Source organism: Achromobacter sp. (assembly GCF_049647645.1).
Lineage (GTDB): Bacteria > Pseudomonadota > Gammaproteobacteria > Burkholderiales > Burkholderiaceae_B > Achromobacter.
Genome location: NZ_JBARYB010000246.1, coordinates 1 through 15874, shown reverse-complemented (window position 1 = coordinate 15874; position 15874 = coordinate 1). Strand labels below are relative to the sequence as shown.

General features: G+C 66.8%; 12 protein-coding genes and 1 other RNA gene. 1 reads left to right on the top strand and 12 read right to left on the bottom strand.

Features of this window, described 5'->3' with window-relative positions:
- The 10 genes from dnaX to WBB14_RS28405 all read right to left on the bottom strand — a co-directional run.
- Positions 1–1204: DNA polymerase III subunit gamma/tau (gene dnaX, locus WBB14_RS28450; RefSeq protein ID WP_424242718.1), on the bottom strand; the 1204-nt coding region annotated here is incomplete at its 3' end.
- 151 nt (positions 1205–1355) lie between these two features.
- Positions 1356–1453: signal recognition particle sRNA small type (ffs, locus tag WBB14_RS28445), an RNA gene on the bottom strand.
- Positions 1454–1672: 219 nt separating this feature from the next.
- The gene (locus WBB14_RS28440; RefSeq protein WP_424242717.1) at positions 1673–2029 is read right to left on the bottom strand and encodes a cupin domain-containing protein; all 357 of its coding nucleotides are present in this window, start codon (positions 2027–2029) and stop codon (positions 1673–1675) included.
- Between the two features lie 28 nt (positions 2030–2057).
- Positions 2058–3344, bottom strand: a complete 1287-nt coding sequence (locus WBB14_RS28435) for an NAD(P)/FAD-dependent oxidoreductase (RefSeq protein WP_424242716.1) — start codon at positions 3342–3344, stop codon at positions 2058–2060.
- Positions 3345–3352: 8 nt separating this feature from the next.
- Positions 3353–5593 (bottom strand): N,N-dimethylformamidase beta subunit family domain-containing protein, encoded by a 2241-nt coding sequence (locus tag WBB14_RS28430; RefSeq protein ID WP_424242715.1) that lies wholly within the window; start codon positions 5591–5593, stop codon positions 3353–3355.
- A gap of 48 nt (positions 5594–5641) precedes the next feature.
- Positions 5642–5950: a small subunit of N,N-dimethylformamidase gene (locus WBB14_RS28425; RefSeq protein ID WP_207465430.1), complete on the bottom strand. Its 309-nt coding sequence runs from the start codon at positions 5948–5950 to the stop codon at positions 5642–5644.
- A 27-nt stretch (positions 5951–5977) separates the two neighbouring features.
- Positions 5978–6769 (bottom strand): ABC transporter permease, encoded by a 792-nt coding sequence (locus WBB14_RS28420; RefSeq protein WP_424242714.1) that lies wholly within the window; start codon positions 6767–6769, stop codon positions 5978–5980.
- Position 6770: 1 nt separating this feature from the next.
- On the bottom strand, positions 6771–7607 hold the full coding sequence (locus WBB14_RS28415; RefSeq protein WP_424242713.1) for an ABC transporter permease: 837 nt from the start codon (positions 7605–7607) through the stop codon (positions 6771–6773).
- A gap of 16 nt (positions 7608–7623) precedes the next feature.
- A complete protein-coding gene (locus tag WBB14_RS28410; protein ID WP_424242712.1) occupies positions 7624–8670 on the bottom strand; it encodes an extracellular solute-binding protein in 1047 nt (348 codons plus the stop codon).
- A 28-nt stretch (positions 8671–8698) separates the two neighbouring features.
- Complete coding sequence (locus WBB14_RS28405) at positions 8699–9778, bottom strand: ABC transporter ATP-binding protein (RefSeq protein WP_424242711.1); 1080 nt, start codon at positions 9776–9778, stop codon at positions 8699–8701.
- Positions 9779–9925: 147 nt separating this feature from the next.
- On the opposite strand from WBB14_RS28405, the gene WBB14_RS28400 reads away from it, so the two are divergent.
- Complete coding sequence (locus WBB14_RS28400) at positions 9926–10720, top strand: IclR family transcriptional regulator (protein ID WP_424242710.1); 795 nt, start codon at positions 9926–9928, stop codon at positions 10718–10720.
- Between the two features lie 23 nt (positions 10721–10743).
- Here the strand turns inward: WBB14_RS28400 and WBB14_RS28395 are convergent, their stop codons facing one another.
- Together WBB14_RS28395 and WBB14_RS28390 are read right to left on the bottom strand one after the other, a co-directional pair.
- Positions 10744–14187 (bottom strand): UvrD-helicase domain-containing protein, encoded by a 3444-nt coding sequence (locus WBB14_RS28395; RefSeq protein ID WP_424242709.1) that lies wholly within the window; start codon positions 14185–14187, stop codon positions 10744–10746.
- A 3-nt stretch (positions 14188–14190) separates the two neighbouring features.
- On the bottom strand, positions 14191–15874 hold a 1684-nt coding region (locus WBB14_RS28390; RefSeq protein ID WP_424242708.1), incomplete at its 5' end, for a PD-(D/E)XK nuclease family protein.

Genomic DNA, 15874 nt, shown 5'->3' with positions numbered 1-15874 from the left:
GAGCAGGTGCGGGCTGGGCTTGCGCTTGTGCAGGCGCGGCAACCGGCGCGGGCGCCGCGGCCGCATCGGCCGTCTGGCGGGCCGGAGCCGCGGGGGCTTCCAGCGCGGTCTGCGGGCCAGCGTCGCCATTGAGCGCCAGCATGCGCAGGCAGGCCATGATGAAACCCGCGTACTCGTCGGGCGCCAGGGTCAGTTCGCTGCGGCTATGCACCGCCACCGAATAGAAAAGCTGTACCGCATCGGGATGCAGGACCTGCGCCAGCCAGGCGATGTCGCCGGCCAGGGGATCCTCGGCGGGCGTCACGCCGCGCACGCGCTGCTCGATGGCCACGCGCGACAAGAGCACGGCCAGGTCGGCCAGGGCGCCGGCATAAGACAGGCCGCGGATCGCCAATTCATCCGCCACCGCCAGCACGCTCTTGGCATCGCCGGCCGACAACGCGTCCAGCAGGCGCACCAGGTGCCGCTGGTCGATGGTGCCGAGCATGCCGCGCACGGCGTCCTCGGTCAGGTTGCCGGCGCTGTAGGCGATGGCCTGGTCGGTCAGCGACAGGGCGTCGCGCATGGAGCCCGAAGCCGCCTGCCCGATCAGCCGCAGGGCCGGCACCTCGAAACCCACGTCTTCCTGGCCGAGCACGGCCTGCAGATGGCCGACGATGGAGTCCGCCGGCATCTGCTTCAGGTTGAACTGCAGGCAGCGCGACAGCACCGTCACCGGAATTTTCTGCGGGTCGGTGGTGGCGAGTATGAATTTGACGTGGGGCGGCGGCTCTTCCAGCGTCTTGAGCATGGCATTGAACGCGTGCCCGGTCAGCATGTGGACTTCGTCGATCATGTAGACCTTGAAGCGCCCCGCGCCCGGCGCGTACACCGCCTGCTCCAGCAGCTGCGTCATTTCCTCGACGCCGCGGTTCGAGGCCGCGTCCAGTTCGAGGTAGTCGACGAAACGCCCGGAATCGATTTCCGTACACGCGCGGCACACGCCGCAAGGCTTGGAAGTGATGCCCGTTTCGCAGTTGAGCGACTTGGCCAGGATGCGCGAAAGCGTGGTCTTGCCCACGCCCCGGGTTCCGGTGAACAGCCAGGCGTGGTGCAGGCGTTGGGTGTCGAGCGCATGCGTCAGCGCGCGCACCACGTGATCCTGTCCCACGAGGGTATCGAACGATCGCGGCCGCCACTTGCGGGCCAGTACCAGATAAGTCATGGGTGGATTGTAGAGCCTGTTTCGGAAGCTGGCCTGAAACGCAAAGGGGACGGGTTTATTCCCGTGGAAGATATCCTTGGAAAATAACCCCGTCCCCCTTGAAAACAAACGCGTCATGGGTTTGGCATGACGCGTTGCTTTGAAGAATCCGGTTGGCGAGCCTTACTCCGGCACTGACCCTAAACGACTATGGCTGCTTCGTTCCCGACCTGACCAGGTTCACCGCCGAACCATGCGGAGGGGCCCGCCAGTCGAGATTCTAGCAGAGCTGCGCTTCGCTTGCTTGCTAGCATCTCGGCCGGCGGGCCCCAGGGGGCAGTATGTGGGCCCCCTCCCCAGCCCTCCCCCCGAGGGGGAGGGAGTGAGGACTTCGCTTCGCTGGTCCTTTCGGCTCGCTTCGCTTTGCCTTGTGGGGTCTGCGGATTGCGCTTGCTCTGGTCTTCGTTCACTGGACGCTTGGTTCTCCGTTTAACTGGCGGGGGCCAGGACGTAGAGTTTGCGGACAGTGCTGCGGATATCCCAGACGCCTTGGGTATGGGGCGGCATGGCCAGGGTGTCGCCTGCGCGGAATTGCAGCGGGGGCTGGCCGTCGGGGGTGAAGGAGCCTTCGCCGGCCAGGATGTGCATGATTTCGCCTTCCTGGACCTGGCGGCGGAACTGGCCGGGGGAGCATTCCCAGATGCCGGCGCTGGTGGCTTCGGCGCCGGGGATCACTATTTTCCTGGCGCGCAATGCGCAGGCGGGTTCGCTGAGCGGGATGCCGACCGGGCCGAGGTCGTCCAGCTGGGCGGTGTCGCGGGTCTGGGGGATGTGTTGGATGGTCATGGCGTTCTCTGGAGGGTGGGGCTGGCGTCTATGAGAGCTTGTCGCACAGGCCGTAATAGGCGACGCCGAGCGCGATGTAGAAGCGCTTGAGGCCGTGGAACGGCAGCGGCCTGATCGGGGTAACGGGGTACGGCATGGGCTCGCCCTTGGCGATGGTCCGGGCGAGATAGCGGCCCATCTGCGTCGCCAGGGCAACGCCACGGCCGTTGTAGCCCAGCAGGACATGCAGGTTGGGCGACGGCTGATGGACATGCGGCACGAAATCGCGTGTCAGGGCAATCCGGCCGGCCCAGCGATAGGTGAACGGAATCCGGGCCAGTTCCGGAAACAGCATGCGCGCGCCGCGCACCAGGTGGTCCCAATCCTGTTCCGATGCGGGGTCGGCGAAGTGGCCCCGGCCTCCCAGCACGAAACGGCCCTCGTGGTCGCGGCGGAAGTACAGCAACAGGCGGCGGGAGTCCGAGGCCACCACGCCGCCGGGCATGATGTGGCCGCAGGCCTTCGCATCCAGCGGTCCGGTGGCGACGATGAAGCTGTTGGCGGCGATGACGCTGCGCTGCAGTCCGGGCCATAGCCCGTTGGTGTAGCCATTGGTCGCGATCAGCGCGTGCTCGGCGCGCACAGTGGCGCCCTGCTCCGTGCGCGCCAGCCATTGCTGGCCGGACCGCTCCAGCGCCGTGACGCGGGTATGGCCATGCACCGACGCGCCGGCCGCTTGCGCCGCTGCCACCAATCCGCGGGTGTAGGACAGGGGCTGGATGCTGCCGGCGCGCCGGTCGATCCAGCCTCCCAGGAACCGGTCCGTGCCCAGCCTTGCGCTGACAGCGTCCTGGTTCAGCATTTCCACGGCTGCTCCACGATCCAGCCACTGCCGGGCGCGGTCCGACACGGTTTCCAAGGCGCGAGCAGAGTGGGCCGGCTGTATCCAGCCAGTCCGCATCGCATGGCAGGCGATGGCATGCTTTTCGATAAGCTCGAATACCGCGTCGGAGGCGGACCCCACCATCTGCAATAGCGGTTCTCCCAGCGCTTTCCCGTAACGCGCCAGGATCGCCTTCGGATCGTGCTTGATGCCGGGAATGACCTGCCCGCCGTTGCGGCCGGAGGCGCCCCAGCCCGGTTCCTGGGCATCCAACACGCAAACGCGCAGTCCGAGTTCACTCAGGTGCAAGGCGGTCGACAAGCCGGTGATGCCGGCGCCGACGATGACGACGTCGCATTGGAGGGAAGCCGCCAAGGCGGGCGCCTGGGGCGCCTGCCCTGCGGTCTGCTGCCACAAGGATTGCCGGGCGTCGGCCGAGTCTGGTGCGCGCATGGTGTATCTCAGCGTCCGCTGGCCTGGGGGAACACGAAGGGAGTGGCATCAGCGAACCGGGCCAGCACGTTCGCCGTGATGCGCGACACGTTGTTGTCGTAGCCGTTCCAGGCCAGCGACGCCCCCCAGGTGATCGAGCCCGTGGAAAAAACCGCGCCGCCGTTCAAGCACTCGTAGAACACCAGATCCGCGTAGCAGTGCTTGGCTTCCTCACCGTTGATGGTGGGATGGTGGTAGGTCGTCTCCTCGGGCACCACGTTGTAGTAGCGCGTGTGCTTTTCCGAGCGGGCAACGATCAGCGTATGCGGCGGCGTGCCCAGCCGGTAGTCGACGCGATCGATCTCGTCGCCCGCGGCGCCGCCTCCGCTGCTGCCGAAATCGCCAATGATTTCATCCGCCACGCCTTCGAACATGAAGGCCACGCGCGGGTCGCGACTTTCGGGCCGCCGACGGTAGTAGGACGAGGCATCGAACCCGGTCGCGGTCGTGCCGATTCCAGTCAGCGTCTGCGGCGCCTGCCCGATGCGGCGCCAGGTGCCGCCATATTCGCCGGTATAGCTGTGATAGCTCTCCCCGGCCGGCGTCTCGCTGTAGCGGGCGCCGGTCTCGGTGCGGCGCAGTTCCATCAACCAAGGCTTTTCGGGATGGTAGGCGCAGCGCCAGTAGAAGCCGTTGCCGCCCATGTACATGAGGCGGCCGCCCTGCCCCTGGTACGCCACCATTGCCTGCCACATGCGCGTGGTCCAGTACTCGGGATGCGCCCCGGTCATGACCACGCTGTAGCCCTCCAGGGCCTGCAAGCCTTCGGCGTGCAGCATATCGTCCGTGATGACGTCGTAGTCGAAGCCCTTTTCGTCCAGCCAGTCCAGGAAGTGGGTATCGCCGTTCAGCGACCAGGTGCGGCATTGCAGATGCATGCTGAAGACCGGCCGCAAGCGCGAGGCGTAGTAGACGCCATAGCCGTCCGAATGCGTGTCGTACATGGAAAGGCTCAACTCGCGGTGTTCGCCCAGGTAGGTCTCCCAGGGATACAGGACCATGAAGTTGCCGGACTTCATTTCCATGCCTTCTTCATCCAAACGGTAGTGCGAGTTCGAGTACGCCATATAGGTGGCCGTCGACGCCAGGAACGCGATCCGCTTGCGCGGCCCGCCAGCCTTCGGCCGCACGATGAAGGTGATGCGTTCCTGCTCTCCCGCCGCGCCGGTCAGGCGCGCCGCATACAGGCCGCTGGGCAGGTCGTCAGGCACGGTCAGGCTGAAATCGGTCTCCCAGCGCGCATCCTCCAGGGTGTCCTCATGGAAGTGCAGCGCGGCGAAATGGTCGGGACGTTCGCGCCAGAACATGACGCTGGAATCCCAGCGCAGGCCGGGCACGCCGCGCGAGGGCAGGTTCTCGATGCGCCCCTCCGACCAGGGTCTGGCCGTATCGACGAGCACATCGCTGTCGATGCGCTGCGAGAAATCCCAGGCCTGCAGTGGCGGCGCGGCATGGCGGCGGCCTTGGGCCTCGACGCGCAATTGCGCCAGGTCTGCATCCCCGGCGCCATACGGCAGCAGCGTGGGCGAATCCAGGCGGCCGTTGAAGTGTTTGGCGTATTGCGGGCGCGGCAGGCCAGTGGCGGCCGCGCCCATCGTCAGCGGAAGCCGCGCCAGCGCGACCGGATCGATCGCCGGCAGCCGGCTGCTCGCCTGCGCATGCGAATTCACGGCCAGCAAGGGATTGGCGGGCATCTGCCGCAGATCGACGGCCCCCGAGTCCAGGTCCAGCGTCACTGCCACCAGGTACCACTGGCGCACCGTCATGGGCAATCCCAGCGTGACGCGCTCGCTCTTGCCGCCGCTGCCCTGCTGCCAGAACAGGCAGCCGTCCCGATCCAGGCCCAGCAGATATCCGACGCGCGCGGTGTCATCCCAGCGCGACAGGATCGCCTGATCGCCACCGTTGCAAGGCAAGGTCGGCATCACCGCCAGGATCCAGCTCTTGCAGCCCGTGACAGGCTCGTCGAAAGCGGGCGCCACCGCGCGCGAACCGATCTCGGTGGCTTGGGGACGTCCGGCGACGGCCGTGGCGATGCCCCGCATCACCACGGTTTCTTTCAAGCCGGGAGCGCCGGGCGAGACGTCGCCGCTGCGGATACGCACCAGGTCGGCGTCATAGCGCAGCGCATGCGCGCAACTCACTTTGAACTCTATGGTCTCTCCCGGCGCGATCGTCCAGGTGCTGGGGTACCCCAGGATCTCGTACATACAAGCTCCGTCAGTTTGGTTCGAGCGACACGGTGTTGCGGCCTGCGTTCAGTCCAGGTCGGCCGGCCAGGGATAAGGGGAATGGATGGCCCAGCGGATCTTCAGCAGCGCCCACTGGGCATCGGCCAGCTTGGCGTAGCGCTGCGGCGCCAGTTCGACGGGATCGCCCCGCCCCGCCCCGAGCGTGCCGATGGCGTACTCCGAGTAAGGCTGGGTGCAGACGATGACCTGCTTGCCGGCCATGGGCTCCATCCGCAATCGGTTGAGCAGGCGGTTCAACTTCAGCGGCCGGTTCTTGGTGGTCGTCGTCCTGAAGTGTTTGAGAAGCTCCGCATCTTCGGGCTGGATCTCGTACATATCGCGCTCCGGGCATGAAAAATCGATTCAGTGGTCGCGCTCTGGCGCGGCGAACATCTCCAGGCCGACCGTGCGTTCCAGCAGCAGCACCAGCGCAAGCGTGAAGACAATCAGGAATGTGGCGATGGCGGCGATTACGGGACTGGCGCTTTCCTGTATCTGCGTGAGGATGCGCACAGGCAAGGTGTTGACGTCCGGCGCGACCAGGAAGACGGTGATCGTCGCCTCGTCGAACGACACGATGAAGCAGAACAGGAAGGCGGTGATCAGCCCCGGCTTGAGCATGGGCAAGGTCACGGTGCGCAAGACCTGCGCGGGCCGTGCGCCCAGGCTCATGCTGGCCTCTCCCAGCGCGGGGTCGAGCTTGCGCAGGGAGTTCAGGATGGGGCGGTAAGCGAACGGCAGCGTGATGATGCAATGCGCCAGCACGATGCCCAGGTACGAACCGCTGACGCCGAGCAGGCCGAGCAGGCCCAGGAACGCCACGCCCAGCGCCGCATTGGGAAATACCAGCGGCAGCATGATCAGCGCTTCGATAATGCCGCTGCCCCTGATCCGGCTGCGGTCCAGCACCAGCGCGGCCAGCAGGGCCACCGATGTGCTGATGAACGCCACCAGCAAGGCGATGCCGGCGCTGACCGCCAACAGACCCAACCATTGCGGATCGGTGAAGAACTCCAGATACCAACGCCAGGACAGCGACGCCAGCGGCAAGGTGAAGTAGCCGGATGACGTGAACGAAGACACCGCCACCACCAGGATGGGCAAGGGCAGGAAGCCAAACAGCAAAACCAGCAACAAGCGGTATAGCCAGCGCATATCAGGCTCCCATTCCGGACACGCGCGCCGCGACGCGGCGTTCGAGCAGTTGCAAGGGAATGACCAGCGAGAATGCCGCCAGCAACAGCACGATCGCCATGCTGGCTGCCTTCGGATAGTCGAAGACCTGCAGCACGTCCTGGTAGATCTGCGTGGCCAGCATGCCGTCACGCACGCCACCCAGCAACAGCGGCGTGACGATGGCTCCGGTGGACAGCAGATAGACCAGCATGGCGCCGGTGATGACGCCCGGCAGGCTCAGCGGCAGGGTGACGTGCAAAAAGGTCTTGAGCGGGCCCGCAGCCAGCGTCTGCGAGGCCTCGTCCAGGGCCCGATCCAGGTGCAGCAGCACCGCCAGCACCGAGACGATGAAAAACGGACTGAAGACATGTACCAGGCCAATCACCACCCCGGTCATGTTGAAAATCAGGCGCAACGGCGTATCGATGACGCCCAGCGACAGCAACAGCGAATTCAGCGTGCCCTTTGGACCGAGTATCACCACCCAGCCGTAGGTGCGCACCACCACACTGACCAGCCACGGCGTGATGACCAGCATCATCAGGAAATTGCGGTTGCCGCGATAGCGCGAAATCGCATAGGCGATGGGATAGCCGACCAGCACGGAAAAGAACGTGACGGCCAGCGCGACCCCTATCGTGCGCAGCAGTACCGCGACATAATCGGCCCGCTCGAAGAAGCGCACGAAATTGCCCAGGCCCAAGCCGTCCGCGGTGCGCAGCGATTCCACGGCGAGATAGGCGATCCCGGTCAGGAACATCAGGATCAGGATCGCCGGGGGAAGCAGCAGGATCAGCGGCGGCCGGGTCGATTTCATTGCGGCTTCTCCGGGCTTACCGGCCGGCGCCCGCCATCGCGCGCTCGACCAGCTCGATGCGCGACTTGCGGGATTCGGCGATGTAGTTCCAGTCCGGCTGATAGAGCTGGTCGCGCAGGGCCGCCAGCGGCTGGCCCAGTTCCTTTTCAGTCGCGGGAGACAGCTTGGCCGTGCTGTTCAGCGGCAGGTAGCCGGCAATATCGGCAATGCGCGACTGGCCTTCCGGCTGGGCCACATAGTTCAGCCACTTCAGGTAGCTGGCGCGGCCCTGCGCCTTCTTGGGCACAACCACGATGTACGGCAGGATCAGCGCGCCCTCCTTCGGAATCACCATCTCGATGTTGGACTGCCCGTCGCGCTTCATCTGCCAGACGCGGGTCGAGTAGTAGGGCGCAGCCGTCACCTCGCCGCGCTGCAGCAGCTGGTTCATCTGCGCCATCGAGCTATACATCGCCAGGGAGTTCTTGCCCAAGGCGGTCAGCAGCGCCAGGCCCTTGGCGGTGTCGCGCTCGTTGCCGCCTTCGGCTACGGACATGATGGTGAGGTCGTAGGCCGAACTGTAGACCGGACGGGTGACCGACAGTTTTCCTGCCCACTTGGCATCCCCCAGCGCCTTCCACGAAGAGAAGTCGGAAGGTTTCGCAAGATCCTTGTTGACCGCGATGCCGTAGTACGCGAAGTAGGTGCTGACGCCTATGAGGCGTCCGGAAGGCGCCTTGAGCAGGTATTTCTCCGGGACGTTCTTCAGCGCGGGAACTTCGCTCATGTCGAAATCTTCGAGCAGTCCGTCACTGTACATCTGCGAGGCCTCGAAGAACGACGAAAGCGCCGCATTGAACTTGGGCGCGTCCTTCTGCGCGCGCACCTGGGCCTCGGGAGTCGGGACTTCGACGATCTTCACGCCGATTCCCGTTTCCTTCGTAAAGGGCTCCGCGTAAGCCTCGCGCCACGCCGCTCCCACGCCGCCGCCCCAGGTGGCCATGGTGATTTCCTGCGCGCTGGCAGCGCCGCAGACGGCCATGACCGCCGCAGCGGTCCAGTGGGCAAATCGATAGGTGCTCATTGTGCGACTCCTGTGAGAGTGAACAGCGCTAGAGGGATACGACCGAAATGCAGCTGTCGTCCCAGGTCAGTCCGACGGTTTCGCCCTGCGCCGGCAACGGTTTCCCGTCCTGCGCCGGCCAATCGGCGATCAGGGTCCGGGCGCCGGCCTGCAGCCAGAGGCGCGTGTTCTGTCCGGCGTAGACGCGGCGCTCCACCCGGGCCTGCAAGCGGGCGCTGCCAGTGGGCGCCAGTTTCAGGTGCTGCGGCCGCAGCGATATGCCCACGGCGCTGCCTGCCGCGAAGCGCGAGTCCGGCAGATCGAATTCGCAGCCGAGTTCCGAGCAGTCGAGACGGGCCGCGCCGGCCTGCACCACGCCTTCGAAGAAATTCGTGTCGCCCACGAATTCAGCGACAAAGCGGGTCTGCGGCTTTTCGTAAATGGTGGCGGGGTCGCTGACCTGGTCGATCAGGCCGTTGCGGAACACCGCGACGCGATCGGACATGGTCAACGCCTCTTCCTGGTCGTGCGTCACGAAGATGAAGGTGGTGCCGAGCTTTTCCTGGATCAGCTTCAACTCGGTCTGCATCTGGCGGCGGATCTTCATGTCCAGGGCGCCGAGCGGCTCATCCAGCAGCAGCACCCGGGGCTCCATGACAATGGCGCGCGCCAACGCCACGCGCTGCTTCTGCCCGCCCGAGATCTGGCCGATATAGCGCGCGCCGTAGCCCTCCAGGCCGACCATCGTGAGCGACTGCTCCACCTTGCCGCGGATGGCGGCGGGCGGCTCGCGCCGCATCCTCAAGCCGTAGCCGATGTTCTCGGCGACGGTGAGATGTGGAAACAGGGCAAGGTTCTGGAACACCATCCCGAGCGGACGGCGGTACGGCGGCGATGACAGGATCGACTGTCCGTCTATCTTCACCTCGCCCGAGGTAGGCGTTTCAAAGCCGGCAATGATCCGGATCAGCGTGGTCTTGCCACAGCCGCTGGGGCCCAGCAGCGTCAGAAACTCGCCTTCGCGCACGTCCAGGCTCACACCCTTCAACGCCATCGACGCGCCGAACGTCTTGGTGACGTCCTGGATCTGGAGGATCGGCGTCCCCGCTGTTTTCTGACCCTGCCCCATGCTCACACACTCCGGCAAAACCGATGAATGAGCGCAGGATATTGGAGCCAGCATCCTTTGGGCAATAGTAAAATCCCGCATGAAGGTTTATTATTATCGCTAGGCGGTAATTAATACCCAAAATACGGGAAAACGAGGAGCCTAAAAATGCTGGAACAGGCCGAACTGGAAGTCGACGATGGCATGTTCAATCACTCGTTCGCGAGGGGACTGAAAGTCCTGTTCGCGTTCCGTGGCGCGCAGAGCGCAATGTCCCTGTCGGAAGTGGCGCAAGCCGTGGGCACGAGCGTCAGCACCGCTCAGCGCACCGTGTACACGCTGGAAAAGCTGGGGCTCATCAGCAAGTCGCCCAAGACGCGCAAGTTCAGCCCCACCCTGCGGGTCCTGGAGCTGGGCTACAACTACATCGCGGCCGACCCGTTGGTCGAGGCCGCGAATCCCTTCCTGGCCGAGCTGTCCAATATCACGGGGGAAACGGTCAACCTGACCGAACCCCTGGACCACGAGATGGTGTATGTGTCGCGGGTCGTGGCGGCGAAGTTCATTCCCATCCACATGCCCATCGGCAGCCGCATCCCCATGTACTGCACGGCCAGCGGCCGCGCCTACCTGGGCGCGCTGCCGGAAGAACAGGCGCAGGCCATCCTGGACGCCTCTGCGCTGCAGCGCCATACGCAATGGACCGAGACCGATCCGGCGAAGCTGATGGAGATCGTTCGGCAGGCGCGGCGCGAAGGCATCGCGCACAACAAGGAAGAACTGTTCCTGGGCGACATGACGATCGCCGCGCCCATCATGGGCCAGCGCGGCACGCCCGTTGCGGCCGTGCATATCGTGGCGCCGACCAGCCGCTGGACCCTCGAAGAAGCTTTGGCGCGCCTGGGACCGCTGGTGTTCGATTGCGCCCGCGGCATCAACAACTCGGTACGCTCGTTCACCTGAGGGCCGCCGGCCGGCGGCCCGAGCTACAGATCGATCCAGGCGCGAGCGCGCGGGAAGTAAAGCGCGGCGCGCGCCGTACGGCCGTCCAGCGCCGTGACCTGCGCGCAATAGCGCAGCAACTGGTCGCCATGCCGCTGCCGCATGCGCGCGGCGAAGGCAGTTGGCGCCTCGCCCGGATGCGGCCGGCCGGTTTTGTAGTCGACGATCAGCCAGCCGTCTTCGGTGCTGAGGGCCAGGTCGATGACGGACACCTTGCCGGCGGCGTCGATCAGGGGCCATTCACGGCGCGCGCCGGATTGCGACAGCAGCCACAGGCCGCGATCGTCGGCCAGGGTGGCTTGCAGGGTTTCCAGCACAGCTTCGGATGCGGCGTCTGCCTGGCTGGCGGGAATGCCTGCGCGCGTCAGTTGGCGGCGCATGGCGGGCAGGCGCTGCGCCAACGCGTCGGCGGACCAGGCATGCACGCCGTCTTGGCCGATGCGGGCCAGCCAGGCGTGCGACAAGGTGCCGATGGCCGCGTCGTAGCCGGCTTCGAGTTGCCACGCGGGATGTTCTCCACCCTCGCTCCAAGCCCCGCGCGCCGCCGCGCCAAAGCCGGGGCTGACCGCCACGTCCGCCATGCGCGCCAGTTGGCCCAGGCCCGCGCGGTCCACGCGCCGCAAGGGCTCGCCTTGCCACTCGGGGCCGTCGGCCTCTTGCACCATCGTTTCGCCGTCCAATGAGGGCGGAACCGGCACGGCCAGGCAAGGCCACAAGCGTCCCAGCAGGCTGGCGGACGACGGCGTCTTGACCTGGCCGCTGGCCTCGTCCACCGATACGTGGCCCACAAGGTGCAGGCGCTTGCGCGCGCGCGTCGCCGCCACGTACAGCAGCCGGTCGATTTCATAGGATGCGCGGCGCGCCTCGCGTGCGCCCAGGTAGCGCGACAAGGGGTCCGCTTCGGTTTCGGCGCGCGGCTTGACCGGGCCGAACAGCACGCGGCCGCTGCTTTGTTCAAAGCGCACCAGCGGCGCCTGATCGCCGCGCGGCGCGCGATGCAGGCCGTACAGGATGACGGTTTCAAACTGCAGGCCCTTGGACTTGTGCATGGTCATGATTTCGACCGCGCCCGTGTCTTCGTCCGCCGCGTCCGGCGCGGCGAACAGCCGCGCGATGCCGGTGTCCAGCGCGGCGACGTCGATGGCGCCATGCGGCGCCAGGCGCTCGATCAACTGGAACAGGCTTTCCGCGTCGTTGGCCACGGACAGGCCGGCATACAGCGCCGGGCCGCCCAGGCGGCGCCACAACGATTCCACCCAGGCCGCAAAAGGCATGGCGCCAGCGGCGTTGCGTTTGTCGAGCAAGATGGCCGCCACCTGGCGCAAGCGCTCGAATTCGTCGGCGCCGAGCACGTTCTGCGCCGCTGGCGTTTCCGGCGCTGCGGGCGCCACGTCGAACAATGAGCCTTGCGGCGCGCTCGTGGCCGCCATGGGCGCAGTCTGCGGCGCGATGCGCAGCGCGCGTTCCAGCAGCACCGGCACCGGTGTGACGTGATCGTCGCCGAACAGGCGTTGCAAGGAGTTCAGCGTCAGGCCGCAATATGGCGCGCGCAACACGGACAGCCAGGCCAGGCGGTCGCCGGGGTGCGACAAGGCCCGCACCAGCTGCACCAGGTCCGCCACCACCGGCCGCAAGGCCAGCGGCACCAGGTCCACCGCCCGGCAGCGTATGCCTTCCTGCGCCAGGCGGCGGGTCAGGTTGCCCAGATGGCTGCGCGCGCGCACCAGCACCGCGACGGGGTGCTTGGCGCCCTTGTGGTCGATCAGCGCCTGGCGCACCAGTTCCACCGCGATATCCTCGGCCTGCGTCTCGGCGGCGGCAGCGCCCTCGCGCGACCAGGCTGGATGGAAGCGTACCGCCGGCTCCGGCAATGCTTCGTGGAAGGCAGTGGACGGACTGTAGGCGATGGCCCCCGCCGCCGCGTCGCTGCGCCGGGGCAGCAATTGCGCGAACGACTGGTTGACCCAATCCACGATGCCCGCCTGCGAACGGAAGTTGTCGGTGAGGTTGAGAAAGTCCGGCTGCAGCTCGCCCACGCCGATGTCGGCGACTTCCAGGAACAAGCCCACTTCCGCCTTACGGAAGCGGTAGATGGACTGCATCGGATCGCCCACCAGGAACAGGCTGCGGCCATCGCCCTGCTGCCAGCCCGAGGTCAAGGTGCGCAGCAGGTCCAGCTGCGTCTGGCTGGTGTCCTGGAATTCATCGATGAGCAGATGGCGGATCGAGGCGTCCAGCTTCAGCAGCAATTCGCCCGGATCGTCGGCGCTGCCCAACGCCGCCGCGGCGCGCTGCGCGATCTCGATGAAGTCCACCTCGCCCGTGTCGGCAAAGCGCAGCCGCAGCTGCGCCACTGCCAGCGCCAGGGTCATCAGCTGTGCGCCCAGCACTTCCCATTGCGCATCGGTGAAATGCGGCGCGGGGACGTCGCGCACGGCATGCAGGCGGCGCACCCAGGCCGCGTCCGCGTCGGCGGCTTCGAGCCACGCCACGAACGGTTCCTTGTGCGCGCACTTGGCCGGAAAACCCTGGTTCTTGTTGACGGTTTTGCGCAAGGTGCCGGTGTTGGTCAGCAACAGGTGCGCCACGGCTTGCCATAGCTCCAGCGCTTCGGCGTCAGGCGGAGGCTCTTCCGTCCAGTCCAGCAAGGCCAGCAGCTTGTTTTCCGCTTCCCCATCCTGCAGATTGGCGGCAGCCAGCCGGGCCGGGCCGCACAGGGCTTCGGCCCAGCCGTAAGGCATGGCCTCGCTGAGCGCATCCAGATCTTCGCCTATGGCCTCGGCCAGCATGGCCTCCATGCCTTCGCGGTCGGAGCCATGGCGCAGCAGCGGCAGCCATTGGTCGCGCTGCCCCAGCATGTCGGCGATGGCCTCCTTGGCCGCCTGCACATCCACGTCCAGGTGCTTGAGCAGGATGCGCACGGCCTCGTAGTCGTCGGCGAGGTCCAGGGTGGCGCGCGCGGCGGCCTCGTAATGGGCGCGCGCATCATCCGTGATCTCCGGCATGCCGCCCAGCTCCGACAGCCAGGGCATGCTGCGCACCAGGCCCGCGCAGAACGAGTCGATGGTGCGGATGGCCAGCCGCGCGGGATGGTCCAGCAGGTGCCAGCCCTGCTCTTCGTTGCGCGCCAGCGCGGCGCGGGCCAGTTCCCAGCTGCGGCGCTCGTGCATGGCCTCGGGCGGCGCGTCCTGCCCGCGGCGCAGCTTGCTCAGCACGCGCGCATGCATCTCGGAGGCGGCCTTGCGCGTGAAGGTGATGGCGACGATTTCTTCCGGGCGGTTCACGGTCGCCAGCAGCGCCAGGATCCGGTCCGTCAGCAACTCGGTCTTGCCGGAACCTGCGGGCGCCTGCACCAGGAAGGAACGTGTCGGGTCCAGCGCGTCGGCGCGCGCCACGTGGTCGTGCGGCAAGCGTTCTTGTTCAGCCATGGCTCAAGCGTCCTCGTCGTCCAGATGCAAACGCAGGAACGGCAATGCATCGCAGTATTTCAGATCGTCGCGGCGATAGGCCACGTTGGCCGCGTAGCCCGCGGCGTACTCGTCGGCCAGCGCTTCGATGGCCGTGCGCCAGCGCTGCCGGATTTCGGGCCAGGACAATCCGTCGAAGTACTTGCTGTCGCTGGCAAGCGTGACGCCAGGCACGCCGAGGTCTTCGTCGGCCAGGCCCTGCGCGGCGACCTGCCGCGCATGGATCTGCGCCAGCACCAGGCCCGCCACTTCGCCGCCCGCGGCGTCCGCCAGCACCGATGCGTAGAACGGCAACTGCACGTTCACGGGGCGGCTGCGCGACCAGTCCGGTTCGGGCTTGGCCGCCGCCACGCCAGTCTTGTAGTCCACGATGACGTTGCGGCCGTCGCCCAGTGTGTCGATGCGATCCAGCCGCAGCTTCAGGTTGAGCGCGCCGCGCTGCCATTGGTGGTTCTTTTCCACCTGGGCTACCGCGAAGGGCAGGCGCTGCGCCTCCATGTCCAGCCAGGATGCCAGCACGGTCTGGGCGCGTTGGCACTCCAGCGTGCGCAAGGCGGGCGCGTAGTCTTTCAGTTCTTCGTCCGCGGCCTGCGCCACCGCCTGTTCCAGCAGGGCCGGCAAGCGGCCCGTGGCCATGACCTCATGCAGCGTATCCTGGTCGGGCATCATGCCCCACACCAGCTCCAGCGCCTTGTGCAGGAATTGGCCGCGCACGTTGACAGTGGCCGCGTCGGCGTAAGGCGCCATTTCGCGTCCGCCCAGGCGATGCCGCACAAAGGCCCACAGCGGATTGCGGGCCTGCGTGTCCAGCACGTCCAGGCCGCCGCCGCCTCGGTTGCCGGCCGCCAGCGCCGGGCCCTGCGCGTCATCCAGCGATTCCTGCGGCAAGACCCGCAGCGCTTCAAGCGCGGCAGGCTTCCAATCCGTCAACGCCGCGGCCGCGATCAGCGGCGACGGGCGCAGCTCGCGCTCGCCGTCCATGTGCGCGTGGCTGACGATGATCTCGGGCGCGCAACGGCACAGCGCGGCGTACATGCCCTCGGCCCATTCGCGCTCGCGTTCGGGCGTGGCGCGCGGCGCCTTGGCCTGGCGCAGCACGGCCAGCGGCAGCAGCGGATTGGGCTTGGGCGACGCGGGCAGCACGTCGTCAGTCAGGCCCAGCATCCAGACGCCGTCCCAATAGCCGCCCTCGGCCTCCAGCAAACCCAGCACGTCCAGGCGCGCCAAGGGGTCGCGCTGCGGTTGGAAGGAGGCGGAACGCGCCACGCTTTCCAGCAGGTTCACGGCGGCCACGCCGCCCAGGCGGCCAGCGGCCGGCGCCAGCGCCGAAAAGCTGCCGAGCGCATCGCCCAGCGCGCCCATCACTTGATAGCCGACGCTGTCCAGCACGCCTTCGCCGGGAAAGCCCAGCGCCATCAAGGCGGCCTTCATGCGCAGCATCCATACGTCGCAGGTGGCCTGGCGGCCGCCCTGCGTCCAGATCTCCATGGCCTGGTTCCAGGCCTGCGCCAGCGCGGGCAGGTCCGCCAGCAGCTTGCGCCAGTCCTGTGGGCTGACGTGCCGTTGCGCCTGACGCCGCCAGCGCGCGTCGATCGAGGCCAACCGCGCGCGGTCGCGCACGTCGCCCGCGCAATGTCCGCCCAACAGG